We start from the raw sequence: 18,195 nt of genomic DNA on the forward strand, positions 1-18,195 counted from the left end.
GAGAACAGCCGTTTTTTTATCCTTCGCGCTGAACGTATTTGGTTAATGTGTCTAGCGCTTCGTTTTCGTCTGGACCGTCGGCGATGAGCGTAATGACCGAACCGGAGCTAATCGCTAAACTCATGAGCCCCATAATGCTTTTCGCGTTCACTTTTTTCCCGTCTTTTTCTAAATAAATGTCCGATGAAAACCGGTTCGCTTCCTGAACGAAGAGCGCGGCTGGGCGCGCTTGCAATCCTGTTTTCAACAACACTTCCACTTGTTTTTCCACCATGTTTCTTCTCCCCTTTATTTAAAATCAATTGGTTGGCCTGCTCGCAGTTTCTCGGCAATCTCATCAATTTTTCGCAGCCGATGGTTAATGCCAGACTTGCTAATTTTCCCGCCTGACACCATTTCCCCTAACTCTTTTAACGTCACATCTTGGTACGTGACACGCAACTCGGCAATTTCTCGTAATTTCTCTGGAAGTGCACTTAACCCGATCGTTTCGTCAATATAGCGAATGTTTTCCACTTGCCGAATCGCTGCACCAATCGTTTTATTTAAATTCGCCGTTTCGCAGTTCACGAGCCGGTTGACTGAGTTTCTCATATCGCGGACGATGCGGACATCTTCAAACCGGAGCAGCGCTTGATGCGCCCCGATAATATTCAAAAACTCGGAAATTTTTTCTGCTTCTTTTAAATACGTAATAAACCCTTTTTTCCGTTCCAACGTTTTTGCATGAAGGAAAAAATGGCTGTTCATCAGTTCACATAACGATTCGTTATGTTCTTTATAGAGCGAAAAAATTTCCAAGTGGTAAGAAGACGTTTCTGGATTATTTACCGAGCCTCCGGCAAGAAACGCACCGCGCAAATACGAGCGTTTGCAACATTTTTTCTTGACCAATTCCGGTGAAATGACGCGAATAAACGAAAACGGCTCTTCTAATATTTTTAAATCCTCTAATAGCTCACGTGCCCCTTCAACGACGCGAACGATATAGACATTATTTTTTTTCAGCCGCATTTTTTTGCGAACGAGCAGTTCAACCGTGACGGTGTATCCTTTTTTCGTTAACGTATAAATTCGCCGAGCAATAGCCGCGTTTTCCGTTTGTACATCGACGGTCAACTTGCGATTGGAGAACGATAAAGAACCGTTCATTCGCAATAATGCAGACAACTCTGCCTTTAAACAACATGGTTTTACTTCTAAATTGGTTAATTCTTTTTTCGTTTCGGATGCAAATGACAACATGCTCACCTCCATTTCATCATCGCAGCCGGCAATTAGGAGGTGCGGTTTTCCTGCGTTTCTAAAAGCGAAACAAGCAACGCCGCCACCTTTTGCGTATCATGGCGGATGACGCGATCTTTGTAGCTGACGATGTTTTCGCGAATGACCGTTACCCCTAGCGCTGCTAATTGCTCCGCATCATCTTTCACCGGTTCGGCGTATTCTTCCGCATAGCGTTGCTGAATGTCTTCTGGAATGTGCCCGTTATTGACAAGAATGTAATCTAAAAACGCACATCCCATATGGTTATACAGCGCTTTCACATGATCGCTCGCCGCATAATGCAACGTTTCCCCTGCTTGGGTCATCACATTGCATACATATACTTTTTTCGCGTTCGCCTCGCACACTTCTCGCCCGATTTTCGGAACTAATAAATTCGGCAAAATGCTCGTATATAAACTTCCCGGTCCGATGACAATTAAATCTGCCTGACGAATTTCCTCAATCGCCTCTGGCAGCGGTTCAATTTGCTCTGGCGTTAAAAACACTTTTTTGATTCTCTTTCCTGAATACGGAATTTTCGATTCCCCAGATACAACCGTTCCGTCTTCCATTTCCGCGTGTAACACGACGCTTTTATTCGCTGCTGGCAGCACTTTGCCACGGACGTTCAACACTTTGCTCATTTCACGAACCGCGCGGACAAAGTCGCCTGTAATCGACGTCATCGCTGCTAAAATTAAATTGCCTAACGAGTGCCCTGATAACCCATTTCCATTCTCAAACCGGTGCTGAAACAACTCGACAACGAGCGGCTCGACATCCGAAAGCGCAGCGAGCACGTTGCGAATATCGCCTGGGGGCGGCATATCGAGCTCATCGCGCAATCGTCCTGAACTCCCTCCGTCGTCAGCAACCGTCACAATCGCAGTAATATCGACAGCGTATTGTTTCAATCCTCTAAGCAGTACAGGAAGTCCTGTTCCGCCGCCAATGATGACAATTTTCGGATGCTGTGTGGTGCTCATGAATGTTTTTCCTTCCTCTTCTCCATATCGCGATGGGATACATGCGTTCTATAATCAGCAGCAAAATAGTTCGCAATATATTCTGCCAGCGCCACCGACCGATGCTGGCCGCCCGTGCAACCGATGGCGATGACGAGCTGGCTTTTCCCTTCTCGTTTATAATGCGGCAGCATAAACGCTAATAAATCTGTCACTTTTTCCAAAAACTTTTGTGTTTCATGCCACTTTAATACATAAGAAGCGACTTCTTCATCTAATCCTGTTTTCGGACGCATATGGTCAATATAGTGTGGATTCGGCAAAAAGCGGACGTCAAACACTAAATCGGCATCAATCGGCAATCCGTATTTAAATCCAAACGATACGACATTGACGGTAAACGGTTGCTGCTTATTCGCCGAAAATTGCTGTAAAATTTTTTCGCGCAACTCCCGCGGTTTTAAATCGGACGTATCGTAAATGATTTGCGCCCGTCCTTTTAGCTCTTCTAACAGCTGCCGCTCTAACCGGATGCCTTCTAATGGCAACCCGTTCGGTGCAAGCGGATGCGTGCGCCGCGTTTCTTTGTAGCGCGCCACAAGCGTATCGTCTTTCGCATCTAAAAATAAAATTTGCGGCGTCACCCATGAACGCTCGGCCAAATCGTCAAGCGCTGCAAATAAACTGTCAAAAAAGTCGCGGCTCCGCAAATCCATCACAAGCGCGACTTTATTCATTTTATTCCCTGATTCTTTCATTAGCTCTAAAAATTTCAAAAGTAACGTCGGTGGCAAATTATCGACACAAAAAAAGCCTAAATCTTCAAAACTTTGAATCGCCACCGTTTTCCCTGCACCAGACATTCCGGTAATAATCACCATTTGAATATCGCTTGAGCCCGTACTCATTCTAATCCCCCCTTAGCTTGGGTCTAGCCGATACGAAAGAAGTTGAAAATCTTCGGTATATACAAATGTGCCATACATCATCCCTGACCCTTTTAGCACATGATCGAAAATATAGTAATCGCCCGGCGCCATTGGCAGTTCGTGAATCGTTTCCTCTGCATGCCAAGCGAGCGTCCCTTCCTCACAGTGCGACACCAATTCGCCAGCAAATTGTTCCGCGAAAAACGTAAACATCATCCATTCGGAAACGACCTCTTCCCCTCTTTTTATGATGATGGTAAAAACGCCTTTTAATTGAGGATGCTTTACGTCAATGCCTGTTTCTTCGCGATATTCACGAATACATGCTTCCCGCACCGTTTCGCCTTGCTCCATCTTGCCGCCAGGTGCGACCCACCAGCCGCGCCGCGGTTTTTGCAGCAACAACACTTTCCCATCGTTTCGTAAAACGCAATTTGTCACCCGTTGCAACTCGTTCACCTCAACATCACAATCAATGCTGTTTCCTTTATTATACTATGCTGAGCCAGTTCATGCCAGCTAAAGTCCCGGCGAAAAAAGAAGCACGGGAAAGCGCCCGTGCTTGAAAAGGGTTTATATAAAAGGGGGTCAATTACTTACTTTTATCTTACAGGAAAATTATTTCAATTGTGTTACAGTCGAGTTAAACGTATATTACGTTTTCGTTAACAAATTATTTCGCGTTTAACGCTTCTTTTAGTTCTTCGACATAATGTTGGGCGCTTTGTGCGGCAATGCTTCCATCGCCAGTGGCGGTGACAATTTGGCGCAACGTTTTTTCACGAACGTCACCCGCAGCAAAAATGCCCGCCACTTTCGTTTCCATTTGCTCGTTTGTAACAATATAGCCGTTCTCGTTTGTAATGCCAAGGTTCGCAAACGGCTGCGATAACGGCACCATGCCGACATAAATGAAGACGCCGTCGCACGGAAATTGCTGCTCTTCACCAGTTTGCGTATTGACAAGTGTCACACTACCGACTTTTCCGTCTTTTTCGTTAATTTGTTTTATCGTATGGTTCCAAATAAAATCGATTTTTTCATTGGCAAACGCACGGTCTTGCAAAATTTTCTGCGCCCGCAATTTATCGCGCCGATGCACAATCGTTACTTTATTGGCAAATCGCGTTAAATACACGCCTTCTTCTACCGCGGAATCGCCGCCACCGACAACGACAAGGTCTTTTCCTTTGAAAAATGCCCCGTCGCAAACGGCGCAATACGAAACACCGCGCCCGCTCAGTTCCGCTTCGCCTGGAACGCCTAGCTTTTTATATTGCGCACCAGTCGCAATAATAATTGCCCGCGCTTTATACTCCTTATTGCCGACAATAACCGTCTTATATTCTTTGCCATCAATGACGTCTTTCACATCACCGTAAGCATATTCCGTCCCAAATTTTTTTGCATGGTCAAACATTTTCATCGCCAATTCCGGACCTAAAATATGTTCATAGCCCGGATAGTTTTCGACATCTTCCGTATTTGCCATTTGTCCGCCTGGCACCCCGCGCTCAATCATTAATGTTGACATATTGGCGCGAGACGTATATACCGCAGCGGTCATCCCCGCTGGACCTGCCCCGATAATAATGACGTCATACATTTTTTCTTCGGACACGTTTTCCCACTCCCTTACGATTCTCTTCTGTGTTATTGTTTCCTTCTCCTTTATCGTATATAACAAACGAGTAAACGTCTAATAGTTTGCTCACGATAACCATTTCCGTACTTTTTGCACGTATTTTTGTACGGTTGCCGAAGAAATATCGTACTTTTCTGCCATCATTTTTTGCGTCACTGGTTCTCCTTGCATTTGTCTCCATACGTATTCCGTTGCCGCCGCCCATGCGCAATGATTCGTAAAATGCAGCTCGGTATTGGCAGCGTGAAGAAAGACGCGAAACCACGCGATATGCAGTTGTTCATCCCCTAGCAAATTTCGCTGCCATAATTCGTCCATTACGGCATACCCATCAGAAATAGTGAGGGATACTTCTCTATCCGAGCCAAAAATATAGTCCGCAAATGCCTGTGCCGACGCTGGAAGCTCGCTTTTTATTTGCTGGTAGCGAACCAATTCGTCCGCCGTCAGCGACTTACTCATCATATATAATCCGTACAACACTTCCGCCATCTCCGCACTCGTCAGCCATCGCATCAATTTACTAGGCACCGCCCACGGCTCTTGTCCAAGCTTTTCTGGACTTTGCTCCATCACTTTTTCCCATGCTGTTTTCGCAAGCTGTTCATGGCCGGTATAATATGCCGAATACGCAAGCCAATAATAAAACGAATAGTCGCCGTCAAACCCGATTTTATACAAATGGCGCAGCCATTTAAACGCGAGATCAAAGCGGCCGACGAGCGCAAATGTTGCGCCTAGTTTGTAGCGATGTTCGATTAAAAACGGATGCACACATGCCAACTCGTCCGCCAACCGTTGTACTTGTTCTTCCTCTTGCAAATAGTGCGAAAAAACAAGCCGATTGCAAAGCGCGTGCAAGTTGCCTGGATTTTTTTCAAGTACGTCATCGAGAATTTGCTGCGCCCGTTCCGCATTTCCCATATAAAAATACGCAAGCGCTAAGTTGTTATATGCCGACCAAAACTCTGGAAACTCCTGCACCATTGTTTCTAAGACGTGAATCGCTGCCAAAAACTCGCCTTTTTCTAACAACATCCGCGCTTTTTCTTGCTTTATAATTAAATCTTCTTGGTCATCGAGCACTTCTTGTTCAATGCTCAATAAATCGATTAAATCTTCCACTTCCTCGGCGAAGCTACCGTCAGGCTCTCGTTCTAAATATTTTTCCGCATAGTTCATTGCCTCGCGAAACAAGCCAAGATGGGCGTAATTGTTGGCTAAAAAGTAGAAACATTCGTTCATATCTGGGTCTAATTCGGCGATAATTTTTAAAAACCATTCGTTCGACGCCTGATATTCGCCTAACTCCGAGAGCACAACCGCCAGTTGACAGGCGTACATCGCCTCATCCCCCTCAAGATGTACCGCCCGTTCCAAATATTTTTTCGCTTTCAATAAATCACGGCGCCGATACGCACGTACCCCTTTGGTAAAATAATAATCTCCGCTCTGCACGAACGGAATGACGTTCATTGTCGATCGCTTCGTTTTGAATCGTTTGTTCATCTATTCCTCCATACTCCGTTGAATTCACCGAAAAGAAGTATATCACATTCTTTCGCCCAACCGGAACATTTCCAAAAAAAATAACAGAAGAAGCTTATAGTTAGTGCTGTTTTTCTGCACGACTCCTAAAATAAGAAAAACTAGCCCATCTTCGGATGATGGACTAGCTTCCGTTCACTTGCCCGCATGCCGTTCGGTTAAGACCGCAAGCACCTCATCGAGCGGCAGCTTTTGTTCACGCAATAAGACAAGCAAATGATACAGCAAATCGGCTACCTCCCATTTCAGCTCTTCCGGTTGGCGGTTTTTCGCGGCAATAATTACTTCTGCTGCTTCTTCGCCGACTTTCTTTAATATTTTATCCACGCCTTTGTCGAATAAATACGTCGTGTACGCCCCTTCTGGACGTTCTGCCTCCCTTGCGGCAATTACACTTTCTAGTTCGTTAATAATGGCAAAGCGGTGAGCCGACGGATCGTTGTATTCACCAGTAAGCCGATGCGAAAAACATGAATAACTTCCTGTATGACAGGCAGATCCTTTCGGTTCGACAAGCACAAGCAGCGCATCGCGGTCACAATCGTAGCGCATCTCGACAATGCGCTGCGTATGGCCGGACGTTTCTCCTTTATGCCAAAGCGCTTGGCGCGAGCGACTGTAAAACCATGTTTCGCCTGTTTCGAGCGATTTTTGCAACGACTGTTCATTCATATACGCTAACGTTAACACTTCTTTGCTTTGTGCATCTTGAACAATGACAGGCACAAGCCCTTGCTCGTTAAAACGAATATCATTCATCGGACGTTCACCCCTTGCATGCGCAAATAATGCTTCACTTCGCGCACCGATGTTTCTTTATAATGGAAAATGGAAGCAGCTAACGCAGCATCTGCTTTCCCTTCGACAAACGCTGCAAGAAAATGTTCCGCACTTCCTGCACCACCCGAAGCGATGACCGGAACGGATACCGCTTCGCTCACCGTTTTTGTCAACGCTAAATCAAACCCGTTTTTCCCGCCATCGCAATCCATGCTCGTCAATAAAATCTCCCCCGCGCCGCGCGCGACGACTTCTTTCGCCCATGCTACGACTTCCCATTCGGTCGCACGACGTCCACCGTGCGTATAGACGCGCCATGACTGAATCGTTTCATCGTATTTGGCGTCGATGGCGACAACGATGCATTGCGAACCAAAAAAGTCTGCCCCTTCCGTAATCAGATTTGGGTTGTTCACAGCCGCTGTATTGATTGACACTTTATCCGCACCGGCACGCAACATTTTTTTCATATCGTCAAGTGTGTGAATGCCGCCGCCAACCGTAAACGGAATCGCCAACTGTGCGGCAACTTGCTCGACGACGTCTACCATCGTTTTTCGTCCTTCGTGCGACGCAGAAATGTCTAAAAACACAAGTTCATCTGCCCCTTGGTCGTCGTAAAACGTTGCCAATTCGACTGGATCGCCAGCATCGCGCAGTTGCACAAACTGCACCCCTTTTACGACCCGTCCATCTTTCACATCTAAACAAGGAATAATGCGTTTCGTAATCATGCTTGCACCGCCTTTAGCGCTTCTGCGAGCGTAAATTGGTTCGTATACAGCGCTTTGCCGACAATGGCTCCGACGACACCATCCGAAACATGCGCTGCTAATGTTTGCACATCCGCTAACGAGCTTACCCCACCAGAAGCGATCACGTGCTTACCGGTTGCCTGCGCCATCTCTACCGCCGCGTTTACGTTCGGACCAGACAGCATCCCATCGGTCGCAATATCGGTAAAAATAAACGTTTGTGCGCCAGCAGCCGCTAGTTCTTTTCCAAGGTCGACCGCTTTCACTTTAGAAGTGTTCAACCACCCTTCCGTCGCCACGAAGCCGTTTTTCGCATCAATGCCAATGACGATGCGCTCACCGTAAAGCGAAAGCATCTTTTTGACAAACGGCGGATTGGCGATGGCGGCGCTGCCTAAAATGACGCGAGCAACCCCGTTTTCTAAATAAAACAAGACGTCTTCTTCCGTACGAATTCCTCCACCAATTTGCACACGAACAGGAAGCGTATTCGCCACTTCCAACACAAAACGGTCGTTCACACGTTTTCCTGCTTTTGCTCCGTCTAAATCGACCATATGAATCCATTGTGCGCCTTGTTCGGCAAATAAACGCGCCATCTCTACCGGTGAATCGCCGTATACTGTTTCTTTCGCGTAGTCCCCTTGCAGTAGGCGAACACATTTGCCGCCAAGCATATCGATCGCTGGATATACCGTAAATGCCGCCATCACGAACTCCCCTTTCCTTCGACAAGACTCACATAGTTTTGTAAAATACGCATGCCGATGGTGCTGCTTTTTTCTGGGTGAAACTGCGTACCAAACACTCGTCCATTGCCGACTACCGCTGGCACGTCGACATCGTATATGCTGCTTGCCAACACAACCGAATCGTCGTCTGTATCGACATAATACGAATGCACGAAATAAACGTATCCTTCTTCTACACCAGCTAAAATTGGGGACGGATGACGAAATTGCAGACGGTTCCAGCCCATATGCGGCACTTTGTACGGTTCGCCGGTAGCCGTAACGCCCGGAAAACGGACGACGCGCCCTTTTAATAACTTCAGTCCTGCCGTTCTCCCATTTTCTTCGCTTTCTTCAAACAATAGCTGCATGCCAAGGCAAATGCCAAGTAATGGCATTCCTTCTTGAACAGCGGTGCGAATAAACGCCGAAAGCCTTGTCTCGTTCAAGATGTGCATCGCATCGCGAAACGAGCCGACGCCAGGCAAAATTAGGCCGTTCGTTTGCGTCAACTTTTTTTGGTCGCTAGAAATCACATACTCACAGTTCAGCCGCTCGAGCGCTTTACTGACGCTATATAAATTCCCCATCCCGTAATCAATAATGCCGATCATTTACAACATTCCTTTCGTTGATGGAACTCCTTTCACGCGCGGGTCAACGGTCGTCGCTTCGTCTAACGCGCGCCCTAACGCTTTAAATACCGCTTCAATCATATGGTGTGTATTATGGCCGTAATGAACGATGACATGCAAATTCATGCGCGCCTCTAAGGCAAGTTTCCATAAAAATTCATGCACTAATTCCACATCAAACGTTCCGACCTTTTGGCTCGGAAATTCGCCGCGAAACGCAAAATGCGGGCGGTTGCTTAAATCAACGACGACTTGCGCCAACGCTTCATCCATCGGTACGAACGCGTTTCCGTAACGCTTAATCCCTTTTTTATCGCCGAGCGCCTCGCGCAACGCCTGTCCTAAGCAAATGCCGATATCTTCCGTCGTATGGTGGTCGTCAATATGCGTATCGCCTTTCGCTTTCACACGTAGATCAAACTGCCCGTGCTTCGCAAATAAATCAAGCATATGAGTTAAAAAAGGAACTCCGGTGTCTAATTGAGCGTTTCCTTCGCCGTCAATCGTTAGCTCGAGTTGAATGTCTGTTTCGTTGGTCGTCCGTGAAATGGCTGCTTTTCGCATCACTCTTTCCCCCTTGCCTCTATCGCCCGCGCATGCGCCTCTAACCCTTCTGCTCTCGCAAATGCGGCAATTTTGCGGCCGTTTTCTTTTAACGCTTGTTCGCTATAAAAAATAATACTTGACTTTTTCACAAATTCATCGACGCTTAAGCCACTTGAAAACCTTGCCGTTCCGTTCGTCGGCAATACGTGGTTTGGACCGGCAAAATAATCACCGACCGGCTCGGAGCTGAAACGACCTAAAAAGATAGCGCCGGCGTGGCGAATTTGGCCGAGCACAAGCAGCGGTTCTGCGGTCATTACTTCTAAGTGCTCCGGTGCAAGCTCATTGACGACCGCAATCGCTTCTTCAAGCGTATCGGTCACATAAATCGCCCCATATTGTTCCATCGATGCCGCCGCAATCGCTTGGCGTGGCAATGTTTCAAGCTGTTTTTGCACTTCGTTTGCCACTTCGTGTGCCAACTTCAGCGAAGGAGTAACGAGAATACTTGAAGCACGTTCGTCGTGTTCCGCTTGTGACAAAAGATCCGCCGCAATTTCATTCGCTTTCGCGGTTTCATCGGCCAACACGACAATTTCGCTCGGACCAGCAATCATATCAATCGCTACTTGTCCGAACACTTCCCGCTTCGCTAACGCCACATAAATGTTGCCTGGACCGAAAATTTTATCGACTGGTTGAATTGTTTCCGTTCCGTACGCTAGCGCCGCAATCGCTTGTGCACCGCCGACCTTATATATTTCTTTCACCCCAAGTTCATGGGCAGCGACTAACACGCCCGCAGGAAGCGTCCCTTGCTTAGTCGGCGGGGAAACGATGACGATTCGTTTGACGCCTGCTACTTGTGCAGGGATGACGTTCATCAACACCGATGACGGATACGCTGCCGTTCCGCCGGGAACGTACAAACCGACCGCATCAAGCGGTGTCACTTTTTGCCCAAGCATCGTTCCGTCTTCTTTTGTCATTATCCATGATTCGCGTTTTTGCCGCTCATGATAATCGCGAATATTAGCGGCCGCTTCGCGCAGCACGTGAAGCAGTTCGTCGTTTATGTCACGATACGCTGCGTCGATTTCTTCTTTCGATACAAGAAAGTCGTCGATGGCTGCTTTGTCAAACTGTTCCGTATATTTTTTTAATGCCGCATCTCCGTTCGTGCGCACGTCATCGATAATCGCTTGCACCGCACGCCGTTGTTCTTCCGTGCCGGACTCAATCGTCCGCCGCAATGAAAGCTGCCCAGTAACCCGCTCAATTTTCACTTTGCTCCCTCCTACTCTCATTTTCCTTCAAAAAGCAGCTCGTGGTGATTTTTGATGTTTTGACGCCACCCTTTTTTATAAAACTGCCTTTTCTTCATTCGCAATCACCGCTGCCAACCGTTCGACTAATTCATCAATTTTTTCATCTTTCATGCGATAGCTCACAGGATTGACAATGAGACGCGATGTAACGTTAGCAATCGTCTCAAATTCGACTAAGCCGTTTTCTTTTAACGTTCGACCAGTCGAGACGATGTCCACGATGCGGTCGGCCAACCCGATGAGCGGCGCAAGTTCAATCGAGCCGTTTAACGGAATAATTTCTACTTGTTCTCCTTGCTCGCGGAAATAGCTAGAGGCAACGTTTGGATATTTCGTCGCTACGCGCGGCGCAATATCGTTTAGGCGGCTGTTTGGGAGTCCCGCCACCGCCAAGCGGCATTGGCTAATGCGCAAATCCAACAATTCATAGACGTCGCGTTCTTCTTCGAGCAATACATCTTTTCCGGCAATCCCTAAATCGGCCACGCCATGTTCGACGTATGTTACGACATCCATCGGTTTGGCTAAAATAAAACGCATCTCTTCTTCCGGAATGTCAATCATCAATTTACGTGATTCGACAAATTCTGGCGGAAGCGCATATCCTGCTTTGCGCAACAATTCGAGCGCTTCTTCAAAAATACGCCCTTTCGGCATTGCAATCGTCAACATTTTAGTTCTCCTTTCCTGCACGTCCGAGCAAATACGTGATGTTGTACCGTTTGCTGTAAGCGTCAATGTCACCAATGCCCGCGATATGCTGCAGCACGACTTTTTTGCCTTTCTTCCGCTGTTCTTCCGCCAACTGAATCGCCTCGGCAAACCGTTCTTGGCTGAACACGATGCATTCGATTTCGTTGTCGGCTGCGGCTTCTGGCAATGCTTCGATGAGGCGATCAAGGCGAATGCCAAATCCGGTCGCTGGCGCTTTGCACGAAAATTTTTCAAGCAGCTCATCGTATCGTCCGCCATTTCCAAGCGGAAACCCGACACCGTCGGCATATACTTCAAACAAAATGCCAGTGTAATAACTCATATGGCTGACGAGCGGCAAGTCGATTTTAATCGTTTCTGTCACCCCAAATAATTTCAACGCATGCCATAGTTCTTCTAGTTCTTCTACTGCTTTTTTTCCTTCCTCTGTCTGCACAAGTTCCCGAGCACGTGCTAACGCTTCCGTCCCCCCACGCAGTTCAAGTAGTTTTAATAGCCGTTGCTGGTCGATGGACGAAAGCGGTAGCGATTTTACGTGATGACGATAGCCGACGTAATTTTTTTCATATAAAAAGCGACGCAACACGTTCGCCCGCTCTTCGTTGCCTAGTACATCGACAAACAAGGCGTTCACATAGCCGATATGCCCGACCGCCACCGCAAACCGCTCTAGCCCGACGTTTTCTAACGCCGCAATCATTAAGCGAATCACTTCGGCATCGGCTGTCACCGTCCCGTCGCCAATGCATTCTACGCCAATTTGCTCAAACTCCGCCGGACGTCCGCCTTCGCGCTGTTGGGCGCGGAACACGTTCGCATGGTACGCCAAGCGAAGCGGATTTCCATGCTGGTAAAGGCGGGAAGCGGCTAAACGGGCGATTGGCGCCGTCATATCTGGTCGTAAGACGAGCGTATGCCCTTGTTGGTCTAATAGTTTAAACAGCTGGTGGTCAGCAATTGCAGAGGCAGTACCGACTGTCTCGTAATATTCTAGCGTTGGCGTTTCAATAAACTCATAGCCCCATTGTTCTAGTTCTTGTGCCATCGCTTGCCGAACACGCTTTTTTACGTTATATAAAAACGGCAATGTATCGCGCATGCCGAGCGGTTTTTCAAACGTAAATAACTTTGACATGTTTCCCCGTCCTTTTTTTCAATACTTTAGTTTGCTAATATGGTAGAGAAGTGAAGTTACTTGTAGTTTACTCCTCCTTCTTTCATCCGTCAATAATAAAAAAATGCATTCTATTCCCGATAGAATGCATGTTCTTCTTGGCGGATGACGCGCATCGGGTTGCCAGCGACAAAGGCGCCGGCCGGGACGTCTTTATGCACGAGCGTGCCCGCCCCGACAACGGCGCGGTCGCCGATCGTGACACCTGGCAAAATCGTCGTATTCGCGCCGATCATCACTTCGTCGCCAATCACCACGTCGCCAAGCCGATATTCGTCCACTAAATATTCGTGCGCTAAAATCGTCGTATTATACCCGATAATCGAATTGCGGCCAATTGTGATTTTTTCTGGAAACATAATGTCCGGCATGACCATAAACGCAAGCGCTGTTTTTTCGCCGATTTTCATGCCGAGAAACGTGCGGTACAACCAATTTTTCAGCGGCATAAACGGCGTGTACCGCCCGATTTGAATGACGATTACATTTTTAAACACTTTCCAAAAAGAAACTGTCCGGTACACTTGCCAAAGCGAATTTGCCCCCGATACCGGATATTTCGTCGTTCGTCTCAAACTGATTCCACCCCTACAATGCGCAATAAATCGCTCATTTTTTCGAGCATAAAATCCGGTTCGTACTTTTCTAAGTATTCCCGTCCTTTAATCGCCCAAGCAACCCCTGCTGTTTTTGTTCCCGCTTGTTTTCCTGCTAAAATGTCGTGGTAGTTGTCACCAACCATGAGCGCTTCTTCTGGTGTCGAGCCAAGCAGTTCGAGCGCTTTTAAAATTGGCTCTGGGTGCGGCTTCGCGTTCGTTACATCATCCAATCCGACAATGCAATGGAAAAACGGATCGAGTTTCGTCCGCTTTAATCCCATGATCGCCGTCGCATTAATTTTCGTCGTCACAACCCCTAAGCGAAAACCATTTCGGTGCAATGCCGCAATCGTTTCGTACACCGTTTCATATTCCCGAACGAGCGCATCGTGCTGTGCATGATTAAAGGCGCGGTATGTCGCAATCATTTCTTGAACGCGCGCCTCATCCAGTGCGGCAAACGTATCGTATAGCGGCGGACCGATAAACGGCAGCACGTCTTCCCGCTTATATTTTCCCGGATAGTACGTTTCTAGCGTATGTAAAAACGATTGAATAATCAGTTCGTTCGTATCAATTAATGTGCCGTCTAAGTCAAATAAAATCGTGCGAATGTTCATCAAGCAGCTTCCTTTCTTCTCCATTGCTCTAAATGTTTCCAAACAAAGCTAATCATCATCGTTAGGATGATCGCCGTTACTAACCGAATCGTTAATAGCGGCCACACCGGAATGCCGAGTGGGACGAATAAAAGCGTATCTTCGACGACTGCATGGCAGGCCGATAAAAACAAAAAAGCAAGCAGCACATCTTTTCTCGCTACCCCGTCTTCTTTTACCGCTTGAATCATGACGCCTGCACCATATGCCAATCCGAACAAAAGCCCTGCCGCTAACGTCAGCGACGTATTTTCTTTCATGCCGAGCGCTTTTGTCGCTGGTGCCATCCAGCGAGAAAAGACGTTCAGCCATTGTAAGTCTTTTAATATTTGAATACCAACCATGAGCGGAATAACGATGATCGCCAATTGAACAATGCCGGCAAACGCTTTTTTCACCCCAGCAAAAAATATTGCTGTCCAACTTGTCAACACTTCTTCGGAAGGCGAAATGAACCCATACCGCGCGATGTCGTTTCCTCCGTGCCAAAAAAGATGAATGAAAAAGGCAGACACAACTGCTAACCCGACGCGAACGGCTGTCGCTAGCGCTGCATTCACTCCTACTTTTCTTGCGACCGTCACTTCGACGAGCAAATTGTGCGAAAACGACAGCATGACCGCCAAAAGAAACACTTCTTTTACGGTGAGTTTAAGCGTTAATATCGCCCCGATGCCTGCGTATAAATTTAGCACGTTTCCAAGTACTAGCGGAATCGCCGCATCGCCAGGAAGTCCTATCCCTTTCATGAGCGGTGCGACTAGTTGGATGAGCCATTGCAATACAGGCGTATGTTGCAAAAGCGACACAAACAACGTCACCGGAAAAATGATTTTCCCGAGCGTCCACGTCGTCTTCAGTCCGACAGCCAACCCTTTTTTGACCGTTTCCCCCAACGTTTTTCTCCCCTTTTTAATCTAAATACCGTTCCGCCGCTAATCCTTTTACCCGTCGAACAACCCCGATGCTTACCGCCAACACGATAAGCGCTAGCGACATCACTTGCGCCATTCGCAAATGTTCGGTCAACATTAAACTATCGGTACGCATTCCTTCGATAAAGAAACGACCAACTGAATACCAAACCAAATAGCTTAAAAATAGTTCCCCGCGCCGCAAATTGACGCGGCGAAGCAAAAGAAGGAAGCAAAACCCTGTAATATTCCAAATGGATTCGTACAAAAACGTCGGATGATAATATTGCCCATCAATATACATTTGATTAATAATAACATCCGGCAAATGCAACCGTTCTAAAAACGCTCTCGTCACCGGTCCGCCGTGCGCTTCTTGGTTCATAAAGTTTCCCCAGCGACCGATTGCCTGTCCTAAAATAATGCTTGGCGCCGCAATATCCGCAAGCTTCCAAAACGACAGCCCGCGCCGTTTCGCAAACACAATGCCTGTCACGATTGCCCCAATCAGCCCTCCGTGAATTGCTAGCCCACCTTCCCAAATTTTTGGGATATCGGAAAGGTGCTGCGAATAATATTCCCATTCAAACAAGACATAATAGGCGCGCGCGCATATAATCGCAATCGGCACTGCCAGCAGCACAAGGTCAACAAACGTTTCTTTCGCTAATCCGCGCCGGACGGCTTCTCTTGTCGCAAGCCACAGCCCAAGCAATACGCCGGTACCGATAATAACTCCATACCAATAAATCGTAATTGGTCCAAGGTGCAAAAATACGCGATCTAATGGCTGAATCGATGTCTCCAACAACTTCTCCCCCTTTATTCGTAATCGTGTTCTCCGTCTTCAATCGCATCCGTCAGCCGTGCCGAAAACTCTTCCGCAGCGTTAACCCCCATTCGCTTCAAGCGGAAATTCATCGCCGCTACTTCAATAATGACGGCTAAATTTCGGCCAGGACGAACCGGAATCGTCAATCTCGTAATTTCTGTATCAATAATTTTCACTTTTTCTTCTTCAAGCCCTAATCGATCATATTGTTTATTCGGATCCCAAAGCTCTAAATCAATGACTAACGAAATGCGCTTATGCGTCCGAACTGCCCCAGCGCCAAACAATGTCATCATATTAATAATGCCTAGCCCACGAATTTCCAATAAATGCTCAATCAGTTCTGGTGCACTGCCAACGAGTACCCCTTCGTCTTCTTGGCGAATTTCCACACAGTCATCCGCCACGAGCCGGTGTCCGCGCTTCACTAATTCAAGCGCCGTTTCGCTTTTGCCGACCCCGCTTTTTCCAGTAATCAATACGCCAACCCCATATACATCGACTAATACTCCGTGTACCGCTGTCGTCGGCGCGAGCTTGCTTTCTAAAAAGTTCGTCAATCGGCTAGAAAGGCGCGTCGTTTTCATCGTTGAGCGCATAACCGGAACCGAATGCCGCTCGGACGCCTCGATTAATTCCATCGGCACTTCTAGCCCACGCGACACAATAATGCCTGGCGTAATGTCTGTACAAAGCTTTTCCATCCGAATTTTCTTTTCGCGCGGATTTAATTTTTCAAAAAACGAAAGTTCCGTTTTCCCTAACAATTGAATTCGCTCCGCTGGATAATAGGCAAAATAGCCGGCCATTTCAATGCCAGGACGCGACAAATCACTTGTCGTAATCGGACGGTGAATCCCCTCCGCCCCGCTAATAAGCTCTAATTGAAATTTTTCCATTAAGTCTTTCGTCCGCACTTTTGGCACAAAAATCCCTCCTTTGCTTTCTTCATTGTAACACTTTTCCGCGTACGTGTGAAAAAAGAAAACGTTCACGCTTAAGCGGAACGTTTTAGTCGCTACTGACTGCATCAATCACAACATGGAAAAGCGAGATGGCTAACGAAGCAAATAGTGCCGCACCAAATCCGTCAATCGTAAACGAATCGCCCATCAACCATGATGTTAACCAAAGGGTGATGGCGTTAATCACAAATAAAAATAAGCCGAACGTCAGCACCGTTACCGGAAGCGTAAGCAAAATAAGGACAGGCTTCACGACAATATTTAAAACCGACAGCAAAAAACTAGCGACGAGCGCCGCGCCAATACCGGATAAATGAATCGACTCAAAATAACCAGCAAGCGCCAATAGCAGCACAGCATTGACGATAATATGCGCGATCCATTTCATGCTTCCACCTCATTCGGGATGATGAAAATCGCCAATACGTATAAAAAAGCAAACGGCATAACCCCTGTGATGAGAAGAAGGGCGATAAAAAGAAGCCGGACGACCGTCGCGTCCATTTGCACGTATTGCGCGATGCCGCTTAACACCCCTGCGAGCATTCGGTCATGCAGCGGGCGAACTAATTTTTTCATTGATACATTCCTCCTGGCTCTTGCAATACTTTAATCCCCTTTATAATATTCCAAACGGCAACAATGAGATGCGCAAGGCCGCCGCCTAAAGCTCCAAGCATCCAAACGCCGAAAAAGGCGTCGCTTTGATTCATGCCAAGAACAATCGCGACGATTGCACTGACGACAAACAAAGCCGCCGGAATGCAGTGCGATAAAAACGACGCTTTCGCATGTTGCTTGACGCGCGCATGCTTTGTCACAAAATAGACGATGAGCGGAAATAAAAACGGAGCGAACAACACACTAAAATAACATAACGCCGCAATGAGTTTATTCCCTTCCATTCGTTCCATCCCCTTTCGTTGTTACTTATACATACGATGCGCATGAGGAAAAGTTTCACGAAATATACACCCGAATACGTTCACGGTCGTAAGAAAAGCGCAAAGCGCCCGCCTATCGGCGAAGATCGCACAAGCCCCACCGAGGAGGCTCAGCCAAAGCAAAGCTTTGGCTTGCGTGGGATATTTCAAGGAAGCGAACTCAATGTGTCGCCGCCGAAAGAAGAGGCGGAGCGACTCGAGCCGATGGCGCTTGGAGCTAGACAACGCTCCACCTAATCGTAAAATTTTATACTTTCTTACCT

24 protein-coding genes are annotated in these 18,195 nt (G+C 47.3%); 1 reads left to right on the forward strand and 23 read right to left on the reverse strand.

All coding sequences use genetic code 11. The annotated features are described in order from the left end of the window. Positions 1-16 precede the first annotated feature (16 nt). From GGR02_RS07040 to GGR02_RS07150, 23 genes are all read right to left on the reverse strand, one after another. Entirely contained in the window at positions 17-274 is a 258-nt protein-coding gene (locus GGR02_RS07040) for an HPr family phosphocarrier protein (protein WP_066322813.1), read from the reverse strand. 14 nt (positions 275-288) lie between these two features. Further along, positions 289-1,242 carry a DNA-binding protein WhiA gene (whiA, locus tag GGR02_RS07045; RefSeq protein WP_183184030.1) on the reverse strand — a complete coding sequence of 318 codons (954 nt, stop codon included), beginning with the start codon at positions 1,240-1,242 and terminating at the stop codon, positions 289-291. Positions 1,243-1,277: 35 nt separating this feature from the next. After that, positions 1,278-2,255 (reverse strand): gluconeogenesis factor YvcK family protein, encoded by a 978-nt coding sequence (locus tag GGR02_RS07050; RefSeq protein WP_183184031.1) that lies wholly within the window; start codon positions 2,253-2,255, stop codon positions 1,278-1,280. Beyond that, positions 2,252-3,142, reverse strand: a complete 891-nt coding sequence (gene rapZ / locus GGR02_RS07055; RefSeq protein ID WP_183184032.1) for an RNase adapter RapZ — start codon at positions 3,140-3,142, stop codon at positions 2,252-2,254. The genes GGR02_RS07050 and rapZ overlap by 4 nt, the downstream gene beginning before the upstream one ends. A gap of 12 nt (positions 3,143-3,154) precedes the next feature. After that, the gene (locus GGR02_RS07060; RefSeq protein WP_183184033.1) at positions 3,155-3,613 is read right to left on the reverse strand and encodes an NUDIX hydrolase; all 459 of its coding nucleotides are present in this window, start codon (positions 3,611-3,613) and stop codon (positions 3,155-3,157) included. A 223-nt stretch (positions 3,614-3,836) separates the two neighbouring features. Continuing rightward, positions 3,837-4,784, reverse strand: a complete 948-nt coding sequence (trxB, locus tag GGR02_RS07065) for a thioredoxin-disulfide reductase (RefSeq protein ID WP_183184034.1) — start codon at positions 4,782-4,784, stop codon at positions 3,837-3,839. A gap of 90 nt (positions 4,785-4,874) precedes the next feature. Then, positions 4,875-6,317 (reverse strand): tetratricopeptide repeat protein, encoded by a 1,443-nt coding sequence (locus GGR02_RS07070; RefSeq protein ID WP_183184035.1) that lies wholly within the window; start codon positions 6,315-6,317, stop codon positions 4,875-4,877. Between the two features lie 174 nt (positions 6,318-6,491). After that, entirely contained in the window at positions 6,492-7,115 is a 624-nt protein-coding gene (gene hisIE / locus GGR02_RS07075; RefSeq protein ID WP_183184036.1) for a bifunctional phosphoribosyl-AMP cyclohydrolase/phosphoribosyl-ATP diphosphatase HisIE, read from the reverse strand. Further along, a complete protein-coding gene (gene hisF / locus GGR02_RS07080) occupies positions 7,112-7,870 on the reverse strand; it encodes an imidazole glycerol phosphate synthase subunit HisF (protein ID WP_183184037.1) in 759 nt (252 codons plus the stop codon). The genes hisIE and hisF overlap by 4 nt, the downstream gene beginning before the upstream one ends. Next, positions 7,867-8,601 carry a 1-(5-phosphoribosyl)-5-[(5-phosphoribosylamino)methylideneamino]imidazole-4-carboxamide isomerase gene (hisA, locus tag GGR02_RS07085; protein WP_183184038.1) on the reverse strand — a complete coding sequence of 245 codons (735 nt, stop codon included), beginning with the start codon at positions 8,599-8,601 and terminating at the stop codon, positions 7,867-7,869. The genes hisF and hisA overlap by 4 nt, the downstream gene beginning before the upstream one ends. Continuing rightward, positions 8,601-9,236 carry an imidazole glycerol phosphate synthase subunit HisH gene (gene hisH, locus GGR02_RS07090; RefSeq protein WP_183184039.1) on the reverse strand — a complete coding sequence of 212 codons (636 nt, stop codon included), beginning with the start codon at positions 9,234-9,236 and terminating at the stop codon, positions 8,601-8,603. The genes hisA and hisH overlap by 1 nt, the downstream gene beginning before the upstream one ends. Then, entirely contained in the window at positions 9,237-9,824 is a 588-nt protein-coding gene (gene hisB, locus GGR02_RS07095) for an imidazoleglycerol-phosphate dehydratase HisB (RefSeq protein WP_183184040.1), read from the reverse strand. Further along, complete coding sequence (hisD, locus tag GGR02_RS07100; RefSeq protein WP_183184041.1) at positions 9,821-11,089, reverse strand: histidinol dehydrogenase; 1,269 nt, start codon at positions 11,087-11,089, stop codon at positions 9,821-9,823. The genes hisB and hisD overlap by 4 nt, the downstream gene beginning before the upstream one ends. 75 nt (positions 11,090-11,164) lie before the next feature. Continuing rightward, positions 11,165-11,803: an ATP phosphoribosyltransferase gene (gene hisG / locus GGR02_RS07105; protein ID WP_183184042.1), complete on the reverse strand. Its 639-nt coding sequence runs from the start codon at positions 11,801-11,803 to the stop codon at positions 11,165-11,167. Position 11,804: 1 nt separating this feature from the next. Beyond that, positions 11,805-12,980 carry an ATP phosphoribosyltransferase regulatory subunit gene (locus tag GGR02_RS07110; protein WP_183184043.1) on the reverse strand — a complete coding sequence of 392 codons (1,176 nt, stop codon included), beginning with the start codon at positions 12,978-12,980 and terminating at the stop codon, positions 11,805-11,807. Positions 12,981-13,090: 110 nt separating this feature from the next. Next, positions 13,091-13,594, reverse strand: coding sequence for an acyltransferase (locus GGR02_RS07115; RefSeq protein ID WP_183184044.1), 504 nt, complete (start codon positions 13,592-13,594; stop codon positions 13,091-13,093). Continuing rightward, positions 13,591-14,238: a pyrophosphatase PpaX gene (gene ppaX / locus GGR02_RS07120; RefSeq protein ID WP_183184045.1), complete on the reverse strand. Its 648-nt coding sequence runs from the start codon at positions 14,236-14,238 to the stop codon at positions 13,591-13,593. The genes GGR02_RS07115 and ppaX overlap by 4 nt, the downstream gene beginning before the upstream one ends. Continuing rightward, on the reverse strand, positions 14,238-15,173 hold the full coding sequence (locus tag GGR02_RS07125) for a nucleoside recognition domain-containing protein (protein WP_183184046.1): 936 nt from the start codon (positions 15,171-15,173) through the stop codon (positions 14,238-14,240). Before GGR02_RS07125 ends, ppaX begins: the two co-directional genes overlap by 1 nt. A gap of 16 nt (positions 15,174-15,189) precedes the next feature. Continuing rightward, complete coding sequence (gene lgt, locus GGR02_RS07130; RefSeq protein WP_221210750.1) at positions 15,190-15,999, reverse strand: prolipoprotein diacylglyceryl transferase; 810 nt, start codon at positions 15,997-15,999, stop codon at positions 15,190-15,192. 14 nt (positions 16,000-16,013) lie between these two features. Next, positions 16,014-16,949, reverse strand: coding sequence for an HPr(Ser) kinase/phosphatase (gene hprK / locus GGR02_RS07135; RefSeq protein WP_183184048.1), 936 nt, complete (start codon positions 16,947-16,949; stop codon positions 16,014-16,016). An 85-nt stretch (positions 16,950-17,034) separates the two neighbouring features. Next, complete coding sequence (locus tag GGR02_RS07140; protein WP_183184049.1) at positions 17,035-17,376, reverse strand: phage holin family protein; 342 nt, start codon at positions 17,374-17,376, stop codon at positions 17,035-17,037. Next, on the reverse strand, positions 17,373-17,567 hold the full coding sequence (locus GGR02_RS07145; RefSeq protein ID WP_183184050.1) for a PspC domain-containing protein: 195 nt from the start codon (positions 17,565-17,567) through the stop codon (positions 17,373-17,375). Before GGR02_RS07145 ends, GGR02_RS07140 begins: the two co-directional genes overlap by 4 nt. After that, positions 17,564-17,893: a DUF4870 domain-containing protein gene (locus GGR02_RS07150; RefSeq protein WP_183184051.1), complete on the reverse strand. Its 330-nt coding sequence runs from the start codon at positions 17,891-17,893 to the stop codon at positions 17,564-17,566. Before GGR02_RS07150 ends, GGR02_RS07145 begins: the two co-directional genes overlap by 4 nt. Before the next feature lie 42 nt (positions 17,894-17,935). Here GGR02_RS07150 and GGR02_RS07155 point away from each other — a divergent pair, with 42 nt between their 5' ends. After that, positions 17,936-18,169 carry a hypothetical protein gene (locus GGR02_RS07155; protein WP_183184052.1) on the forward strand — a complete coding sequence of 78 codons (234 nt, stop codon included), beginning with the start codon at positions 17,936-17,938 and terminating at the stop codon, positions 18,167-18,169. Positions 18,170-18,195 lie beyond the last annotated feature (26 nt).

Source organism: Anoxybacteroides voinovskiense (genome assembly GCF_014196205.1).
GTDB lineage: Bacteria > Bacillota > Bacilli > Bacillales > Anoxybacillaceae > Anoxybacteroides > Anoxybacteroides voinovskiense.

What these genes read in the sequence shown, in the direction of transcription:
- GGR02_RS07040 (WP_066322813.1), bottom strand. Translation starts at nt 274, where the DNA reads ATGGTGGAAAAACAAGTGGAAGTGTTGTTGAAAACAGGATTGCAAGCG.
- GGR02_RS07050 (WP_183184031.1), bottom strand. Translation starts at nt 2,255, where the DNA reads ATGAGCACCACACAGCATCCGAAAATTGTCATCATTGGCGGCGGAACA.
- rapZ (WP_183184032.1), bottom strand. Translation starts at nt 3,142, where the DNA reads ATGAGTACGGGCTCAAGCGATATTCAAATGGTGATTATTACCGGAATG.
- GGR02_RS07070 (WP_183184035.1), bottom strand. Translation starts at nt 6,317, where the DNA reads ATGAACAAACGATTCAAAACGAAGCGATCGACAATGAACGTCATTCCG.
- hisIE (WP_183184036.1), bottom strand. Translation starts at nt 7,115, where the DNA reads ATGAATGATATTCGTTTTAACGAGCAAGGGCTTGTGCCTGTCATTGTT.
- hisF (WP_183184037.1), bottom strand. Translation starts at nt 7,870, where the DNA reads ATGATTACGAAACGCATTATTCCTTGTTTAGATGTGAAAGATGGACGG.
- hisA (WP_183184038.1), bottom strand. Translation starts at nt 8,601, where the DNA reads ATGGCGGCATTTACGGTATATCCAGCGATCGATATGCTTGGCGGCAAA.
- hisH (WP_183184039.1), bottom strand. Translation starts at nt 9,236, where the DNA reads ATGATCGGCATTATTGATTACGGGATGGGGAATTTATATAGCGTCAGT.
- hisG (WP_183184042.1), bottom strand. Translation starts at nt 11,803, where the DNA reads ATGTTGACGATTGCAATGCCGAAAGGGCGTATTTTTGAAGAAGCGCTC.
- GGR02_RS07110 (WP_183184043.1), bottom strand. Translation starts at nt 12,980, where the DNA reads ATGTCAAAGTTATTTACGTTTGAAAAACCGCTCGGCATGCGCGATACA.
- ppaX (WP_183184045.1), bottom strand. Translation starts at nt 14,238, where the DNA reads ATGAACATTCGCACGATTTTATTTGACTTAGACGGCACATTAATTGAT.
- GGR02_RS07140 (WP_183184049.1), bottom strand. Translation starts at nt 17,376, where the DNA reads ATGAAATGGATCGCGCATATTATCGTCAATGCTGTGCTGCTATTGGCG.
- GGR02_RS07145 (WP_183184050.1), bottom strand. Translation starts at nt 17,567, where the DNA reads ATGAAAAAATTAGTTCGCCCGCTGCATGACCGAATGCTCGCAGGGGTG.
- GGR02_RS07150 (WP_183184051.1), bottom strand. Translation starts at nt 17,893, where the DNA reads ATGGAAGGGAATAAACTCATTGCGGCGTTATGTTATTTTAGTGTGTTG.
- GGR02_RS07155 (WP_183184052.1), top strand. Translation starts at nt 17,936, where the DNA reads ATGAGGAAAAGTTTCACGAAATATACACCCGAATACGTTCACGGTCGT.